Source organism: Terribacillus halophilus (genome assembly GCF_900162685.1).
In the GTDB taxonomy this organism is placed as follows: Bacteria; Bacillota; Bacilli; order Bacillales; family Amphibacillaceae; genus Terribacillus; species Terribacillus halophilus_A.
On record NZ_LT727828.1, the window covers coordinates 46,235 to 58,903 of the forward strand.

Annotated in this window: 14 protein-coding genes; 13 read left to right on the forward strand and 1 reads right to left on the reverse strand. The window is 41.7% G+C overall.

Annotated elements, in window-relative coordinates:
• The 5 genes from mnmG to B1K52_RS05060 all read left to right on the forward strand — a co-directional run bounded on the left by mnmG (position 1) and on the right by B1K52_RS05060 (position 5,438).
• Complete coding sequence (gene mnmG, locus B1K52_RS05040; protein WP_077305987.1) at positions 1-1,887, forward strand: tRNA uridine-5-carboxymethylaminomethyl(34) synthesis enzyme MnmG; 1,887 nt, start codon at positions 1-3, stop codon at positions 1,885-1,887.
• 21 nt (positions 1,888-1,908) lie between these two features.
• Positions 1,909-2,625 carry a 16S rRNA (guanine(527)-N(7))-methyltransferase RsmG gene (gene rsmG / locus B1K52_RS05045; RefSeq protein ID WP_077305989.1) on the forward strand — a complete coding sequence of 239 codons (717 nt, stop codon included), beginning with the start codon at positions 1,909-1,911 and terminating at the stop codon, positions 2,623-2,625.
• Positions 2,626-2,841: 216 nt separating this feature from the next.
• Positions 2,842-3,693, forward strand: coding sequence for a nucleoid occlusion protein (gene noc, locus B1K52_RS05050; protein WP_077305991.1), 852 nt, complete (start codon positions 2,842-2,844; stop codon positions 3,691-3,693).
• A gap of 151 nt (positions 3,694-3,844) precedes the next feature.
• On the forward strand, positions 3,845-4,627 hold the full coding sequence (locus B1K52_RS05055; RefSeq protein WP_077305993.1) for a ParA family protein: 783 nt from the start codon (positions 3,845-3,847) through the stop codon (positions 4,625-4,627).
• The gene (locus B1K52_RS05060) at positions 4,599-5,438 is read left to right on the forward strand and encodes a ParB/RepB/Spo0J family partition protein (RefSeq protein ID WP_077305995.1); all 840 of its coding nucleotides are present in this window, start codon (positions 4,599-4,601) and stop codon (positions 5,436-5,438) included. Before B1K52_RS05055 ends, B1K52_RS05060 begins: the two co-directional genes overlap by 29 nt.
• A 58-nt stretch (positions 5,439-5,496) precedes the next feature.
• On the opposite strand, the gene yyaC is transcribed toward B1K52_RS05060, so the two are convergent.
• Complete coding sequence (yyaC, locus tag B1K52_RS05065; protein ID WP_077305997.1) at positions 5,497-6,090, reverse strand: spore protease YyaC; 594 nt, start codon at positions 6,088-6,090, stop codon at positions 5,497-5,499.
• Between the two features lie 86 nt (positions 6,091-6,176).
• On the opposite strand from yyaC, the gene B1K52_RS05070 reads away from it, so the two are divergent.
• The 8 genes from B1K52_RS05070 (at position 6,177) to B1K52_RS05105 (ending at position 12,667) form a co-directional block, all read left to right on the forward strand.
• Entirely contained in the window at positions 6,177-7,196 is a 1,020-nt protein-coding gene (locus tag B1K52_RS05070) for a YkvI family membrane protein (protein WP_077305999.1), read from the forward strand.
• 45 nt (positions 7,197-7,241) lie between these two features.
• Positions 7,242-8,162, forward strand: a complete 921-nt coding sequence (locus B1K52_RS05075; protein ID WP_077306001.1) for a mechanosensitive ion channel family protein — start codon at positions 7,242-7,244, stop codon at positions 8,160-8,162.
• Positions 8,155-8,364, forward strand: a complete 210-nt coding sequence (locus tag B1K52_RS05080) for a DUF951 domain-containing protein (RefSeq protein ID WP_077306003.1) — start codon at positions 8,155-8,157, stop codon at positions 8,362-8,364. The genes B1K52_RS05075 and B1K52_RS05080 overlap by 8 nt, the downstream gene beginning before the upstream one ends.
• A 329-nt stretch (positions 8,365-8,693) precedes the next feature.
• Positions 8,694-9,794 (forward strand): redox-regulated ATPase YchF, encoded by a 1,101-nt coding sequence (gene ychF, locus B1K52_RS05085; RefSeq protein ID WP_077306005.1) that lies wholly within the window; start codon positions 8,694-8,696, stop codon positions 9,792-9,794.
• Positions 9,795-9,946: 152 nt separating this feature from the next.
• The gene (rpsF, locus tag B1K52_RS05090; protein ID WP_077306007.1) at positions 9,947-10,237 is read left to right on the forward strand and encodes a 30S ribosomal protein S6; all 291 of its coding nucleotides are present in this window, start codon (positions 9,947-9,949) and stop codon (positions 10,235-10,237) included.
• Positions 10,238-10,249: 12 nt separating this feature from the next.
• On the forward strand, positions 10,250-10,756 hold the full coding sequence (gene ssb, locus B1K52_RS05095) for a single-stranded DNA-binding protein (protein WP_077306009.1): 507 nt from the start codon (positions 10,250-10,252) through the stop codon (positions 10,754-10,756).
• A gap of 20 nt (positions 10,757-10,776) precedes the next feature.
• Positions 10,777-11,007: a 30S ribosomal protein S18 gene (gene rpsR, locus B1K52_RS05100; RefSeq protein ID WP_077306011.1), complete on the forward strand. Its 231-nt coding sequence runs from the start codon at positions 10,777-10,779 to the stop codon at positions 11,005-11,007.
• Between the two features lie 229 nt (positions 11,008-11,236).
• On the forward strand, positions 11,237-12,667 hold the full coding sequence (locus tag B1K52_RS05105) for an MDR family MFS transporter (protein ID WP_077306013.1): 1,431 nt from the start codon (positions 11,237-11,239) through the stop codon (positions 12,665-12,667).
• The last annotated feature ends 2 nt before the right edge of the window (positions 12,668-12,669 follow it).

Sequence of the window (12,669 nt, forward strand, 5' to 3'; positions counted from 1 at the left end):
ATGACATACGATGCTGGGCATTACGATGTCATTGTCATTGGTGCAGGACATGCTGGCTGTGAAGCTGGTATTGGTGCAGCAAAAATGGGTGCGAACACTCTGATGCTATCTATGAACCTTGACATGACAGGATTCATGCCATGTAATCCATCCGTCGGCGGCCCTGCAAAAGGCGTAGTAGTGCGTGAAATAGATGCACTTGGCGGCGTAATGGGTAAAGTTATTGATAAAACACACATTCAAATGCGTATGCTTAACACAGGAAAAGGTCCTGCTGTCCGCGCATTGCGTGCACAAGCGGATAAACCGCTATATATTACAGAAATGAAAAAACAACTGGAAAGTCAGGAGAACCTGACATTGCGTCAAGGAATGGTAGAACGTCTAATTATTGAAGACGGCGTCTGCAAAGGTGTGGTCACCGAAACAAAAGCAGCTTACTACGCGAAAACAGTTGTTATTACAACAGGAACATTTATGCGCGGCCGCGTAATTATCGGTGATATATCTTATGAAAGTGGTCCTAATAACCAGCGTGCATCGGTTACATTGTCCGAGCACTTAGAAGAACTTGGTTTTGAAATGGTTCGTTTTAAAACGGGAACACCACCGCGTGTAAACAGCCGATCTATTGACTATTCCAAAACAGAGATTCAGCCAGGCGATGATGAGCCATTGGCATTCTCTTATGAAACGACAGAATTCATTACAGATCAGATTCCTTGCTGGTTGACGTATACAAATGAATTTACACACAACATTATTAATGAAAATCTAGGATTGTCTGCGATGTATTCCGGCATGATCAAAGGTACCGGTCCGCGTTATTGTCCATCTATCGAGGATAAAGTTGTACGTTTCAACGACAAACCGCGCCACCAAATCTTTTTGGAGCCTGAAGGACGCAATACTGAAGAAGTTTATGTGCAAGGATTGTCGACTTCTTTACCTGAATATGTCCAAAAAGAGATGCTGCAAACGATCCCGGGATTGGAAAAGGCAGAAATCATGCGTGCCGGCTATGCCATTGAATATGATGCGATGGTACCAACACAGCTTTGGCCAACATTAGAAACGAAGAAAATTGCTGGTCTTTACACAGCGGGTCAAATCAATGGTACGTCCGGTTATGAAGAAGCATCTGGCCAAGGTATCATGGCTGGTATTAACGCAGCTGCAAAAGCGCTTGGCAAAGACCCTGTCATTCTTGACCGTTCACAAGCATACATCGGTGTCTTAATCGATGACTTGGTAACGAAAGGAACAAATGAACCTTACCGACTGCTTACATCACGTGCTGAGTACCGCTTGCTGCTTCGTCATGACAATGCCGATATGCGCCTGACTGAACTAGGCCATCAAATTGGTACCATCGGTGATGAACGTTATGAGCGCTTCCAAGAGAAAAAACGCTTAATTGAAGAAGAACGCAAACGTTTGGAAGGAATTATTATCAAAACAGAACCGCATGTGCTGGAACTGATGGAAGAAGTAGGATCTGTCATGAAAGAAGCTCAACGCGCTTCAGATTTGTTAAAACGTCCGGAAATCAAGTACAGCTTGTTGGAGAAAATTGTACCGGCTGATAAAGAACTGCCAGCCGATGTAAAAGAGCAAGTTGAAATACAAACGAAATATGAAGGATATATTGCAAAATCCATGCAGCAGGTTGACCGTATGAAACGTATGGAAAACAAAAAGATCCCAGATATTATTAATTATGATGACGTCAGTGGACTTGCTACTGAAGCTCGTCAGAAGCTGCAAGAAGTACGTCCGCTGTCTGTTGGCCAAGCTTCCCGTATTTCTGGTGTAAATCCAGCTGATGTGTCCATCCTGCTCGTTTATATCGAACAAGGTGGCCCTGCAAAAGCAGCAAACCAATAATCCGTCGAAAAGAGGTACAGGATGAACCAAACAGATTTTCTACAACAATTGGAACAGCAAGGAATCACCTTATCTGACCGGCAGAAGCAGCAGTTAGAAGACTATTTCCATCTCTTAGTAGAGTGGAATGAAAAAATGAACTTAACTGCCATTACGGAGAAAGGAGAAGTGTATTTGAAACACTTCTATGACTCCATTTCTGCAGCTTTCTTCTTTGATTTTAAAGGGGTTGAAAGTATTTGTGATGTAGGCGCCGGTGCAGGTTTCCCGAGTATCCCGCTTAAGATTGTCTATCCAGACTTGAAGGTGACAATCGTCGACTCGCTGAAGAAACGAATCACTTTTCTGAATGAGTTAGCGACGAAGCTTGAATTAACAAATGTCGCATTTTATCATGATCGAGCAGAAAACTTCGGGAAAAATGATAGCTTCCGGGAATCATTTGATTTAGTAACAGCTAGAGCTGTAGCCCGGATGTCTGTCCTTAGTGAACTTTGTCTGCCGCTTTGCCGAACAAAGGGACATTTCATCGCGATGAAAGGACCGAATATGGAATCAGAACTGCAAGATGCAGAACCTGCTATCCAGTTGCTTGGCGGCGAATTGGTAGAAAGTTTTACATTTGATTTGCCGGAAGAGGGCGGTGAGCGGAATATAGCAATCATCGCTAAGCATCGAAAAACACCGAAGAAATACCCAAGAAAAGCCGGTGTTCCGAATCGTGAACCAATCGAATAAGGAAAAGAAAATTAGTAAATGAAGTACCATACAAGCTTACCATTCTCAACCAATCTATGCTAAAATAGTAGATAAGGAACTGGCTCGGCTTATGCAAGCGCAGCAGCTTCTAAAGAGAACTGCTGCGCCTTTTTATACTTGTTTCACGTGAAACATTTACTATTCCTTATGTACCTGCTTGCTAGATTAGGATTGTAAAAAAGGTGGTGTCTGAGGATGTTACACCCTTTCAGCCGTATTTTTGGGCTAGGTGATAAATCGGATTCAGCGGAAACGGAAAACGATGTGCATCAGGATGAAGTAATGAACCTGCCGGTACAGGACATTGTTCCGAACCAATACCAGCCAAGAACGGTTTTCCAGGAAGAGAAAATCAAAGAATTGGCCCAGACTATTCGCACACATGGTATCATTCAGCCGATCGTCGTGCGGAAAATAGCGGAGGGCGGTTATGAGTTAATTGCTGGAGAACGACGCTGGCGTGCGGTAACGTCGCTGGAGTGGGAAACTGTGCCTGCCATCATCCGCGAGATGTCAGATACAGAAACGGCATCTGTAGCACTAATTGAAAACTTACAGCGAGAAGAACTGACAGTAATCGAAGAAGCTCTTGCTTATGAGCGTCTGCTGGAACTGCATTCTTTAACACAAGAAGCATTGGCGCAGCGGCTTGGAAAAAGCCAATCGACTATCGCTAATAAAATGCGGTTGTTGAAATTGCCTGAGGCTGTGCAATCAGCATTGCTGGAGAAGAAGATTACAGAGCGGCATGCTCGTGCACTCATTGTATTAAAAGATGCAGAGAAGCAGGAAATTATACTGCAGGAGATTATCGAAAAAGAACTGAATGTAAAAGAGACAGAGGCACGTATCGCCCGCATGGTCAACGCACCGCCGAAAAAGAAACGGCCGAAAATGAAGGGTGTCAACAAAGATATGCGCATCGCTATGAACACAATACGTCAGTCGCTTTCTATGGTATCTGATACTGGAATCAATTTGGAGACAGAGGAAGAAGACTTGGACGATTATTATCAAATAACAATTAAGATACCGAAAAAATCTTAACTATATGTACGCCTCATAGGATCCCATCTTGCTGCAAGATGGGATTTTGTATAGGAAGAACGAGCGACTTTTTTAAATCTATGAATTTATCCGTTGGTTTCGTCAAAAAAGTGATAAAATAAATGTATTGAGTTTGAGGTAGGTGACACCATTGGGCAAAGTAATCGCAATAGCAAATCAAAAGGGCGGTGTTGGAAAAACGACTTCCAGCGTCAATTTGAGTGCTTGCCTGGCTTTTTTAGGTAATAAAGTATTGCTTGTAGATATTGATCCGCAAGGAAATGCTACTAGCGGTGTTGGTGTAAACAAAGCAGATGTCGAAAATTGTGTGTATAACGTCCTTGTCGAAGATTTAGAAGCAGAAAAAGTTCTTGTACCTACTGCGGTTAATCATTTGGATGTTATACCGGCAACGATTCAGCTTGCAGGAGCCGAGATTGAGCTAGTACCGACAATATCAAGAGAAGTTCGTCTGAAAAAAGCAATTGATAGTGTGAAAGATAACTATGATTATGTCATTATCGATTGTCCGCCTTCCTTAGGTTTGCTGACATTAAATGCATTGACAGCAGCCGATACTGTCCTCATACCAGTCCAATGTGAGTATTATGCATTGGAAGGGCTTAGTCAGTTATTGAACACAATTCGTCTCGTACAAAAGCATTTGAACAAACACCTGATGATAGAAGGTGTTTTACTGACAATGCTGGATGCACGTACAAACTTAGGGCTTCAAGTCATTGAAGAAGTTAAGAAATATTTTCAGGATAAAGTATATCAGTCTATCATTCCAAGGAACGTAAGACTAGGGGAAGCACCTAGTCATGGTCAGCCGATCATTATCTACGATCCGAAGTCACGTGGAGCAGAGGTTTATTTAGACTTAGCAAAGGAAGTGATGGCGCATGGCCAAAGGGTTGGGGAAAGGTCTTAATGCTTTCTTTCCGGAATTAGAAATGAAGGAAGAAGATCAAATTCAGGAAATCGCAATCAATGATTGCCGGGCAAATCCGTATCAGCCGCGCAAGGTCTTTGTTGCCGAAGCTATTGAAGAACTAAAACAATCCATACAAGAATACGGTATTTTGCAGCCGCTTATTGTGCGAAAGAGTATTAAAGGTTATGAGATTGTAGCTGGTGAAAGAAGATATCGTGCTGCAAAAGCAGCAGGATTGAAAAAAGTTCCGGCTATCATTAAATCATTGGATGATGAAAAGATGATGGAGCTTGCCCTTCTGGAGAATCTTCAACGTGAAGACCTTACACCAATTGAGGAAGCACAAGCATATTTCAATTTAATGAATGAATTGGATATTACACAAGAGACTCTAGCAAAGCGTTTAGGGAAAAGCCGTTCTCATATTGCTAACCTCGTTCGTCTGCTGGCACTCCCCCCTGATATAAGCGATTTAATCAATCAGGGAGAGTTATCCATGGGTCACGGACGGGCGATGTTAGGACTTAAAGATAAGAACAAACTGCAGCCGCTAGTAGAAAAGATCAGAACGGAATCATTAAATGTTCGGCAGGTAGAACAGCTAATTATGAAGCTGAACAATAACTTGCCTGAAACAGAGAAGAAAAAACCAGTAAAGGACATCTTCCTTGTTCAAACCGAATCGCAGCTCCGTAATCAATTTGGAACAGATGTGACAATACATCGTGGTAAGCGAAAAGGTAAGATTGAAATCCAGTTCTTTTCCGATGAAGACTTAGAGCGCATTTTAAATGTATTAAATAAGTAAAAGCCAAGAGAAGCAGCAATTTCTCTTGGCTTTTTTTGTTTGTTTCACGTGAAACATATCAGTTTTCGGCAGCAGTTTTGTCGGGAGATAGGATAGGTACTTGTCTTTGATCAACTGCTAATAATAAGGCACTGATCTTATAAGCAAGCTGCATAACGAGATGCAGCCGTGTGTTTTGCAGTACGAAGTATTCCATGTCGCCGCTAGCGTTCACAATACCGGTTATTTGCGCATCTCCAACAGCTGGAAGGTTCTTTTTTAAGGCAGCCCCTGGACGCAATGGGGTAGGGGAAACAATAATAGATCCGATTGATGTAGTTCTGCCTAAACAAGCATCAATTGCAATAATAAAGGCATTTGGATGTCTTTCTTCTATTAGCTGCAGACGTTCCACAAGATTAACAGCGTGGACAGGTGATTCTAGTGTGCCGTACACATGAAGTCTGTTCAGCGATTTTTCTGTCAGGAAGGAACCGATAATTGGTCCTAATGCATCTCCAGTTGAGCGATCTGTACCAATGCAAAGAACAATAATCTCACGATCTTCAGGAATCCATGAGCTGATTGTTTCATAAGCTTTACTCATAAGAAGGGGATCTTGATAGTCGCAGCGGAACTCCTTTTTTTTCGTAAATATTCTTTTCAGGCTCATAGCTTATCCTCCATACACATATTGGTAATAGTATATAGCTTTTCTGCTTTTTCTATACGTGGCAGTTAAAAATTGGAGGGACTGTGATGTTGGCTGCAGGTCTAAAATGGATGTTTCTAATATTGGCAACTTTAATCGGTGCGGGATACGCTTCTGGAAGAGAAATTTGGCAATTTTTCGGTTTTGGAAGCGGACTAGCTATAGTTATCTTTACCATCCTGTTTACCTTGTGCAGTCAAGTGATTCTGCATATCAGTTATAAGCAAAAAAGCATGCACTACATCCCGGTACTGGAACGGCTGATTGGTAAGAAATTAGCTGCAGTATATGATGTTTTAATTGTATTTTATTTGTTTACAGTGACAGTAGTTATGATTGCTGCTGGAGGAGCTACAGGCACCATGTATCAGATTCCGAATTGGCTTGGTATCTTGTTTATTGCGGGCATGATTATATTAATCTTCACCACGAATGTAAAAGGCGTGGTTTCTATGAACAGCTATATCCTGCCACTTTTAGTTGGAGGACTTGTTCTCGTGCTAATTCTCTATACCAAACATGAACAAATTAACTTACTTCATGATTGGCGTGTACAAACAAATTGGCGAGCTGCTTTCCCGTTTACTGCATTAAATATTTTGCCCGTTGTCGCTATCATCGGCGCAATTGGCAATCAGATGAAGTCGAAAGGAGAGCTATGGATTGCAAGCATTGGGAGCGGACTCATTATAGGTGCACTTACGTACTTATATAATAATGATTTAATGCATATCAGTCATGCAATTCCTCATTATGACATTCCTTTATTTTATATCTTGAAAGACTACCCTTCCATTGTGTTTATTGCTATTAGTGTTGTCTTGTGGTTAGCCATTTACACATCCGCTGTTTCTGGGATATTGGGTATTGTTTCGCGCTTTCGGAAAAAATTTAAGGGACCGCTGTGGATCCAGGCTGCTTTTCTTGTATTAATTATGCTGCCGCTGACACAGCTTGGCTTCGCAGACTTGATAGCTTTTATGTACCCGTTATTCGGTTTCGCTAATCTCTATCTGCTTTCTGCTATCCTCGTATATCCAATACTGAATTATTACAAAATGAAATAGAATTTTGATACTATAAAAGAAAACACTATTGAGGAGAAGCCAATCATGAATGTAGAGGAGCAGTGGACAACCATATATGACTATTTGACAAGTGCCGAGCTCTGGACAACCATCGGCTTAGCAGCCTTTAAGATTATAATGATTATCATATTATCCATGATTGTCGTACGGGTAGGTAACAATATTGTTGATAGAACATTTCATAATTCTATCCGTGAAAAAGCAAAAATAAAATCACCAATAGTATCTGAGCGGCGAGAGAATACATTGAGAAAACTCATTCAAAATGTTCTCACTTACGTTGTTTATTTCACTGCTGTCGTTATGGTGCTGTCTCAATTAGGTTTGAATATTGGTGCCTTAATTGCAAGTGCAGGAGTTGCTGGCCTCGCTATTGGTTTTGGAGCACAGAACCTAGTAAAAGATGTTATCAGCGGGTTCTTTATTATATTCGAAAATCAATTTTCAGTAGGAGATAATGTCCAGACAGCAGGGGTGCGCGGCGATGTGGAAGAGATTGGTTTGCGTACTTGTAAGATCCGGAATTGGACAGGAGAACTGCATATTATCCCGAACGGCAATATTACACAAGTGACGAATTTCTCTGTTCATAATAGTTTGGCGGTACTAGATATCAATGTTCCATATGAAGCAGATCTACATGTGGCAGAAGAAGTCATCATGCAGGTGTTGCTGGAAATGCCAGCTGACTTTCCGGAAATCCAATCGACACCAGAATTACTTGGAGTGGAGACATTATCAACTTCTCATATTGTCATGCGTGCAATAATTGAGACACTGCCAATGGAACACTTTGGGGTGGCGAGGGAAGCTAGAAATCGCATTAAAACAAGACTATTACAGCGGAATATTAGTATTCCTGCTCCAAGATTGGTCATGTATAATAAACAAGAAGCAGCAGATCTTATGGCAGAAAGTGCAATGAGGGGGGAAGCTCATGAGTGATAAGGTCTATCAGTTAAATGATATAGTACAAATGAAAAAAGCTCATCCATGCGGGGAAAACCGCTGGAAAGTTATCCGTCTTGGAATGGACATTCGAATCAAGTGTGAGGGCTGCGGTCACAGCGTACTTGTTCCTCGGAGGAAGTTTGAGACAAAGTTAAAAAAAGTCCTAGAACGTGCAGAAGAAGAAACGACAAACTAGTACATGTTTCACGTGAAACAGGAAGCCCGTCCGATGCAGTAATGGACAGGTTTTCTGCTTTTTTGAGTTAAAATCAATTTTCTTGCATGTATACGAATCAATAAGGCTGAAATGCTCAGATATTTTTGCTGTTTTAGCCAGAATAGTGTACTCTAGAATTACGTATGTTTACTTGGACAAAGCAACGGTTACCTGGCATGCTAAACACAAGTCAGTTACCGGTGCTGCCCCATCTTCCCTAACTCTGGGCGGAGTGTTCAGTAAACAGATTTATATTGACCAGTTGTCCGAACAAAGCTGGTCAGGACACTTAAGGAGTGGAAGATTACATGGCTTTAACAGCAGGTATTGTCGGATTACCGAACGTTGGTAAATCCACATTGTTTAATGCAATTACACAGGCGGGGGCCGAATCAGCCAATTATCCGTTCTGTACAATTGACCCAAACGTCGGCATTGTAGAAGTTCCAGATTCACGTTTAAATAAATTGACTGAGCTTGTCAAACCGAAAAAAACGATTCCAACTGCTTTCGAGTTTACGGATATCGCTGGTATCGTGAAAGGTGCAAGTAAGGGGGAGGGCTTAGGCAACCAATTCCTATCCCACATCCGTCAAGTAGATGCGATTGTTCATGTGGTACGTTGTTTTGACGACGAAAACATCACACATGTATCCGGAAAAGTGGATCCAATTGATGATATCGAGACAATCAACTTGGAATTGATTTTCGCAGACCTTGATTCTGTCAACAAGCGTCTGCAGCGTGTAGAGAAGCTTGCGCGTCAGAAAGATAAAGAAGCAGTAGCAGAGCAGGAAGTTCTATCTAAAGTAAAAGATGCTTTGGAAAATGAACAGCCAGCACGTGCGCTCGAATTCACGGATGAACAACATAAGATTGTGAAAGGGCTGCATTTGCTGACAAGCAAGCCAGTTCTTTATGCAGCAAACGTGAGTGAAGAAGAAGTAGCCGATCCATCTGCCAATGAAAACGTAACAAAAGTACAGGAATTTGCTTCCAACGAAGGCGCACAAGTGATTGTAGTTTGTGCCAAGATTGAATCAGAGATTGCTGAGCTTGAGGGAGAGGAAAAAGAAATGTTCCTCGAAGAGCTAGGTATTTCCGAGTCAGGTTTGGACCAGCTGATTAAAGCATCCTACAGCTTGCTAGGCTTAGCAACTTACTTTACTGCTGGTGAACAGGAAGTAAGAGCTTGGACATTCCCTACAGGAATTAAAGCGCCACAAGCAGCTGGAATCATCCACAGTGACTTCGAAAAAGGCTTCATTCGTGCGGAAACAGTTTCCTACGATGACCTGGTTGATGGCGGTTCTATGAGTGTTGCAAAAGAACGCGGGAAAGTTCGGTTGGAAGGAAAAGACTATTTGGTGAAAGATGGAGATGTTATGCATTTCCGTTTTAACGTATAGGGTCGGGTCCTCATCTGCAAATATACGAAATAAGCTTGCTTAACGACAATAATATTGCTATAATTTATTATTGTGAGTAATTACGTATTTAAGATTACTCCTTGCTCTTATGAAAGATAAGGGCCGTTAAGTCCAAAAGGAGGTGCAAACGGATGAGAGATTACGAAATCATGTACATCGTCCGCCCAGATATCGAGGAAGAAGCGAAAACTGCTCTAGTAGAGCGTTTCAACGGAATCCTAACTGATAACGGCGCGGAAATCGTGAAAGTTGACGAGAAAGGCAAGAAACGTCTTGCTTATGAAATCAACGATTACCGTGATGGCTACTACTACGTCATTAATCTAAAAGGCAATGAAGCCGCTATTAATGAATTCGACCGTCAAGCGAAGTTCTCTGATGATATTATTCGTCAGATGGCATTTCGTCTAGACGAGCAATAAGGAGGGGTTCTGATGTTAAATCGTGTCGTACTTGTCGGCAGATTAACCAAGGATCCGGACCTGCGTTATACACCAAATGGAGTGGCAGTTGCCAACTTTACCTTAGCAGTAAACCGACCTTTCTCTAATCAGTCAGGCGAACGTGAGGCAGATTTCATTAACTGTGTTGTATGGAGACGCCCAGCTGAAAATCTGGCGAACTTCATGAGCAAAGGAAGTCTGGTTGGCGTAGATGGCCGTGTTCAAACGAGAAGTTTCGATAACCAAGAAGGCAATCGTGTCTTTGTAACGGAAATCGTTGCAGACAGCGTGCAATTCCTTGAATCGAAAGGTGCTTCTCAAGGAGGCGGACAAGGTTCTTCTGGATACCAAAATCAGAACTCGAACTTTAATAACAACAATAATAACTTCAATAGCAATAACAATAATTACAATCAGAATCAGAATAACAGTAATCAAGATCCTTTCCGTGATAAAGGTGAACCGATTGATATTTCTGATGATGATTTACCATTTTAATATAAGGGAGGCAATCAAACATGGCAGCACGTCGTGGTCGCGCGAAGCGCAGAAAAGTGTGTTATTTCACTTCAAATGGCATCACTTACATCGATTACAAAGACGTTGATTTGCTAAGACGTTTCATTTCTGAGCGTGGAAAAATTCTTCCTCGCCGTGTAACTGGAACTTCTGCAAAATACCAACGTAAATTGACTATCGCAATTAAACGTTCTCGTCAAATGGCTCTATTGCCATACGTGAGCGAGTAAGAAGAAGAGCATCATCCTTTTGGATGATGCTTTTTTTGTACATAAATATTAATAGATAACACATGAATTAAAGTCCTTTTTACGGGACTTTTTTTATGGTTAGTTTTCTGAAAATAATTAATTTGGCATTATAAGCCATATACGAACAAGATGCTTGAATCTCACAGCAAAACTTCTATAATGGGAAAAGTTGATTCTTATTCTAACAGAAGGAAAGGGGCATCTATATATGGCTGCTACTACACAACCAATCGAAAAACACGTGCAAGTGGAAAACCGTATTCCGTTAATTATTGTCTTAATGCTGGGGAATTTTATCGCACTAATAAACGAAACAGTTATGAATGTCGCATTGCCCAATATAGAAGAAACACTTGGGATTCCAACGACAACAGCTCATTGGTTATCTACTGGGTATATGCTGACAATTGGTATTCTTATTCCGATTAGTGCTTATTTAATGCAGCGTTTTACGACACGGCAATTGCTGCTGACTGCACTCTCGTTTTTCTTTATTGGAACACTGATTGCAGGTTTCGCTCCTAACTTTGCTGTTTTACTGATCGGACGTGTTGTCCAGGCTTCTGGTTCGGGGATTATTATCCCGCTTGTAACAACTGTCATCATTACGATTACACCGTTAGCTAAGCGTGGTTCTATGTTAGGTTTGCTGATGGTTGTCATTTTATTTGCACCAGCTATCGGGCCTGTATTTTCTGGAATGGTAGTGGAACAAGCTTCCTGGCGCTATGTTTTTATTAGCGTATTGCCATTGACACTTATCTTGCTTGGGTTTGCAGCGTATTATGTTCGTAATGTGCTCGAGACAAAGCGTACAAAGATTGATATATTATCTGTTGTTCTAGCCGTTATCGGTTTTGGATCTATTGTAATTGGATTCAGCAGCGCTAGTGCACAAGGCTGGACGAGTCCATTGGTACTTGGAGCATTGCTAGTTGGTGTGCTTGCGATTGCTTATTTTGCTTATCGCCAGTTCCATTTGGAAACACCAATGTTAGATTTGCGCCCATATAAAAACAAGAACTTTTTGATGGCCATACTAGTGACAATCACGGTAATGATGTGCTTCTTCGCCGCGATGATTCTCTTGCCAGTGTTTATGCAGGATGCATTAGGAATTAGTGCATTTGATTCTGGTATTGTACTATTTCCAGGGGGAATCATGATTGCCATTATGGCATTGCTTACGGGCCGGCTTTCAGATCGGTACGGACCAAAGCCATTTGCGATTACAGGTACAGTGCTTCTTGTAGCAATGATAGGTATAATGACGACGGTATCTACTGATACGACGAAGCTGCAGTTCACCTTGTTATACGTTGGCTTTACATTTGCGATTGGGCTTATCTTGACGCCGATGACAACTTTAGGTCTCAATCAGCTGACAGAAGAGCTCTATTCACATGGTAGTGCTTCTCTGAATGCATTTAATCAAATCTCAGGAGCAATTGGTCCGGCATTGTTTATCACATTGATGAGCAGCGGAAGCCAAGCTGTATCCAACGACAATGCCAATCAGGCAATGACAGCTGGATTTCAGTTTGCTTTCACGATTGCAGGTGCATTCGCAATAGCTGCTGTTGTGTTCGTCCTATTCGTCAAACAATCCAAGCCTGCACACCATTATCAATATGAATGAGA

What these genes read in the sequence shown, in the direction of transcription:
- mnmG (WP_077305987.1), top strand. Translation starts at nt 1, where the DNA reads ATGACATACGATGCTGGGCATTACGATGTCATTGTCATTGGTGCAGGA.
- B1K52_RS05070 (WP_077305999.1), top strand. Translation starts at nt 6,177, where the DNA reads ATGTTGGCTGCAGGTCTAAAATGGATGTTTCTAATATTGGCAACTTTA.
- B1K52_RS05105 (WP_077306013.1), top strand. Translation starts at nt 11,237, where the DNA reads ATGGCTGCTACTACACAACCAATCGAAAAACACGTGCAAGTGGAAAAC.
- B1K52_RS05060 (WP_077305995.1), top strand. Translation starts at nt 4,599, where the DNA reads ATGGCCAAAGGGTTGGGGAAAGGTCTTAATGCTTTCTTTCCGGAATTA.
- ssb (WP_077306009.1), top strand. Translation starts at nt 10,250, where the DNA reads ATGTTAAATCGTGTCGTACTTGTCGGCAGATTAACCAAGGATCCGGAC.
- ychF (WP_077306005.1), top strand. Translation starts at nt 8,694, where the DNA reads ATGGCTTTAACAGCAGGTATTGTCGGATTACCGAACGTTGGTAAATCC.
- rpsR (WP_077306011.1), top strand. Translation starts at nt 10,777, where the DNA reads ATGGCAGCACGTCGTGGTCGCGCGAAGCGCAGAAAAGTGTGTTATTTC.
- rsmG (WP_077305989.1), top strand. Translation starts at nt 1,909, where the DNA reads ATGAACCAAACAGATTTTCTACAACAATTGGAACAGCAAGGAATCACC.
- B1K52_RS05080 (WP_077306003.1), top strand. Translation starts at nt 8,155, where the DNA reads ATGAGTGATAAGGTCTATCAGTTAAATGATATAGTACAAATGAAAAAA.
- rpsF (WP_077306007.1), top strand. Translation starts at nt 9,947, where the DNA reads ATGAGAGATTACGAAATCATGTACATCGTCCGCCCAGATATCGAGGAA.
- yyaC (WP_077305997.1), bottom strand. Translation starts at nt 6,090, where the DNA reads ATGAGCCTGAAAAGAATATTTACGAAAAAAAAGGAGTTCCGCTGCGAC.
- B1K52_RS05075 (WP_077306001.1), top strand. Translation starts at nt 7,242, where the DNA reads ATGAATGTAGAGGAGCAGTGGACAACCATATATGACTATTTGACAAGT.
- noc (WP_077305991.1), top strand. Translation starts at nt 2,842, where the DNA reads ATGTTACACCCTTTCAGCCGTATTTTTGGGCTAGGTGATAAATCGGAT.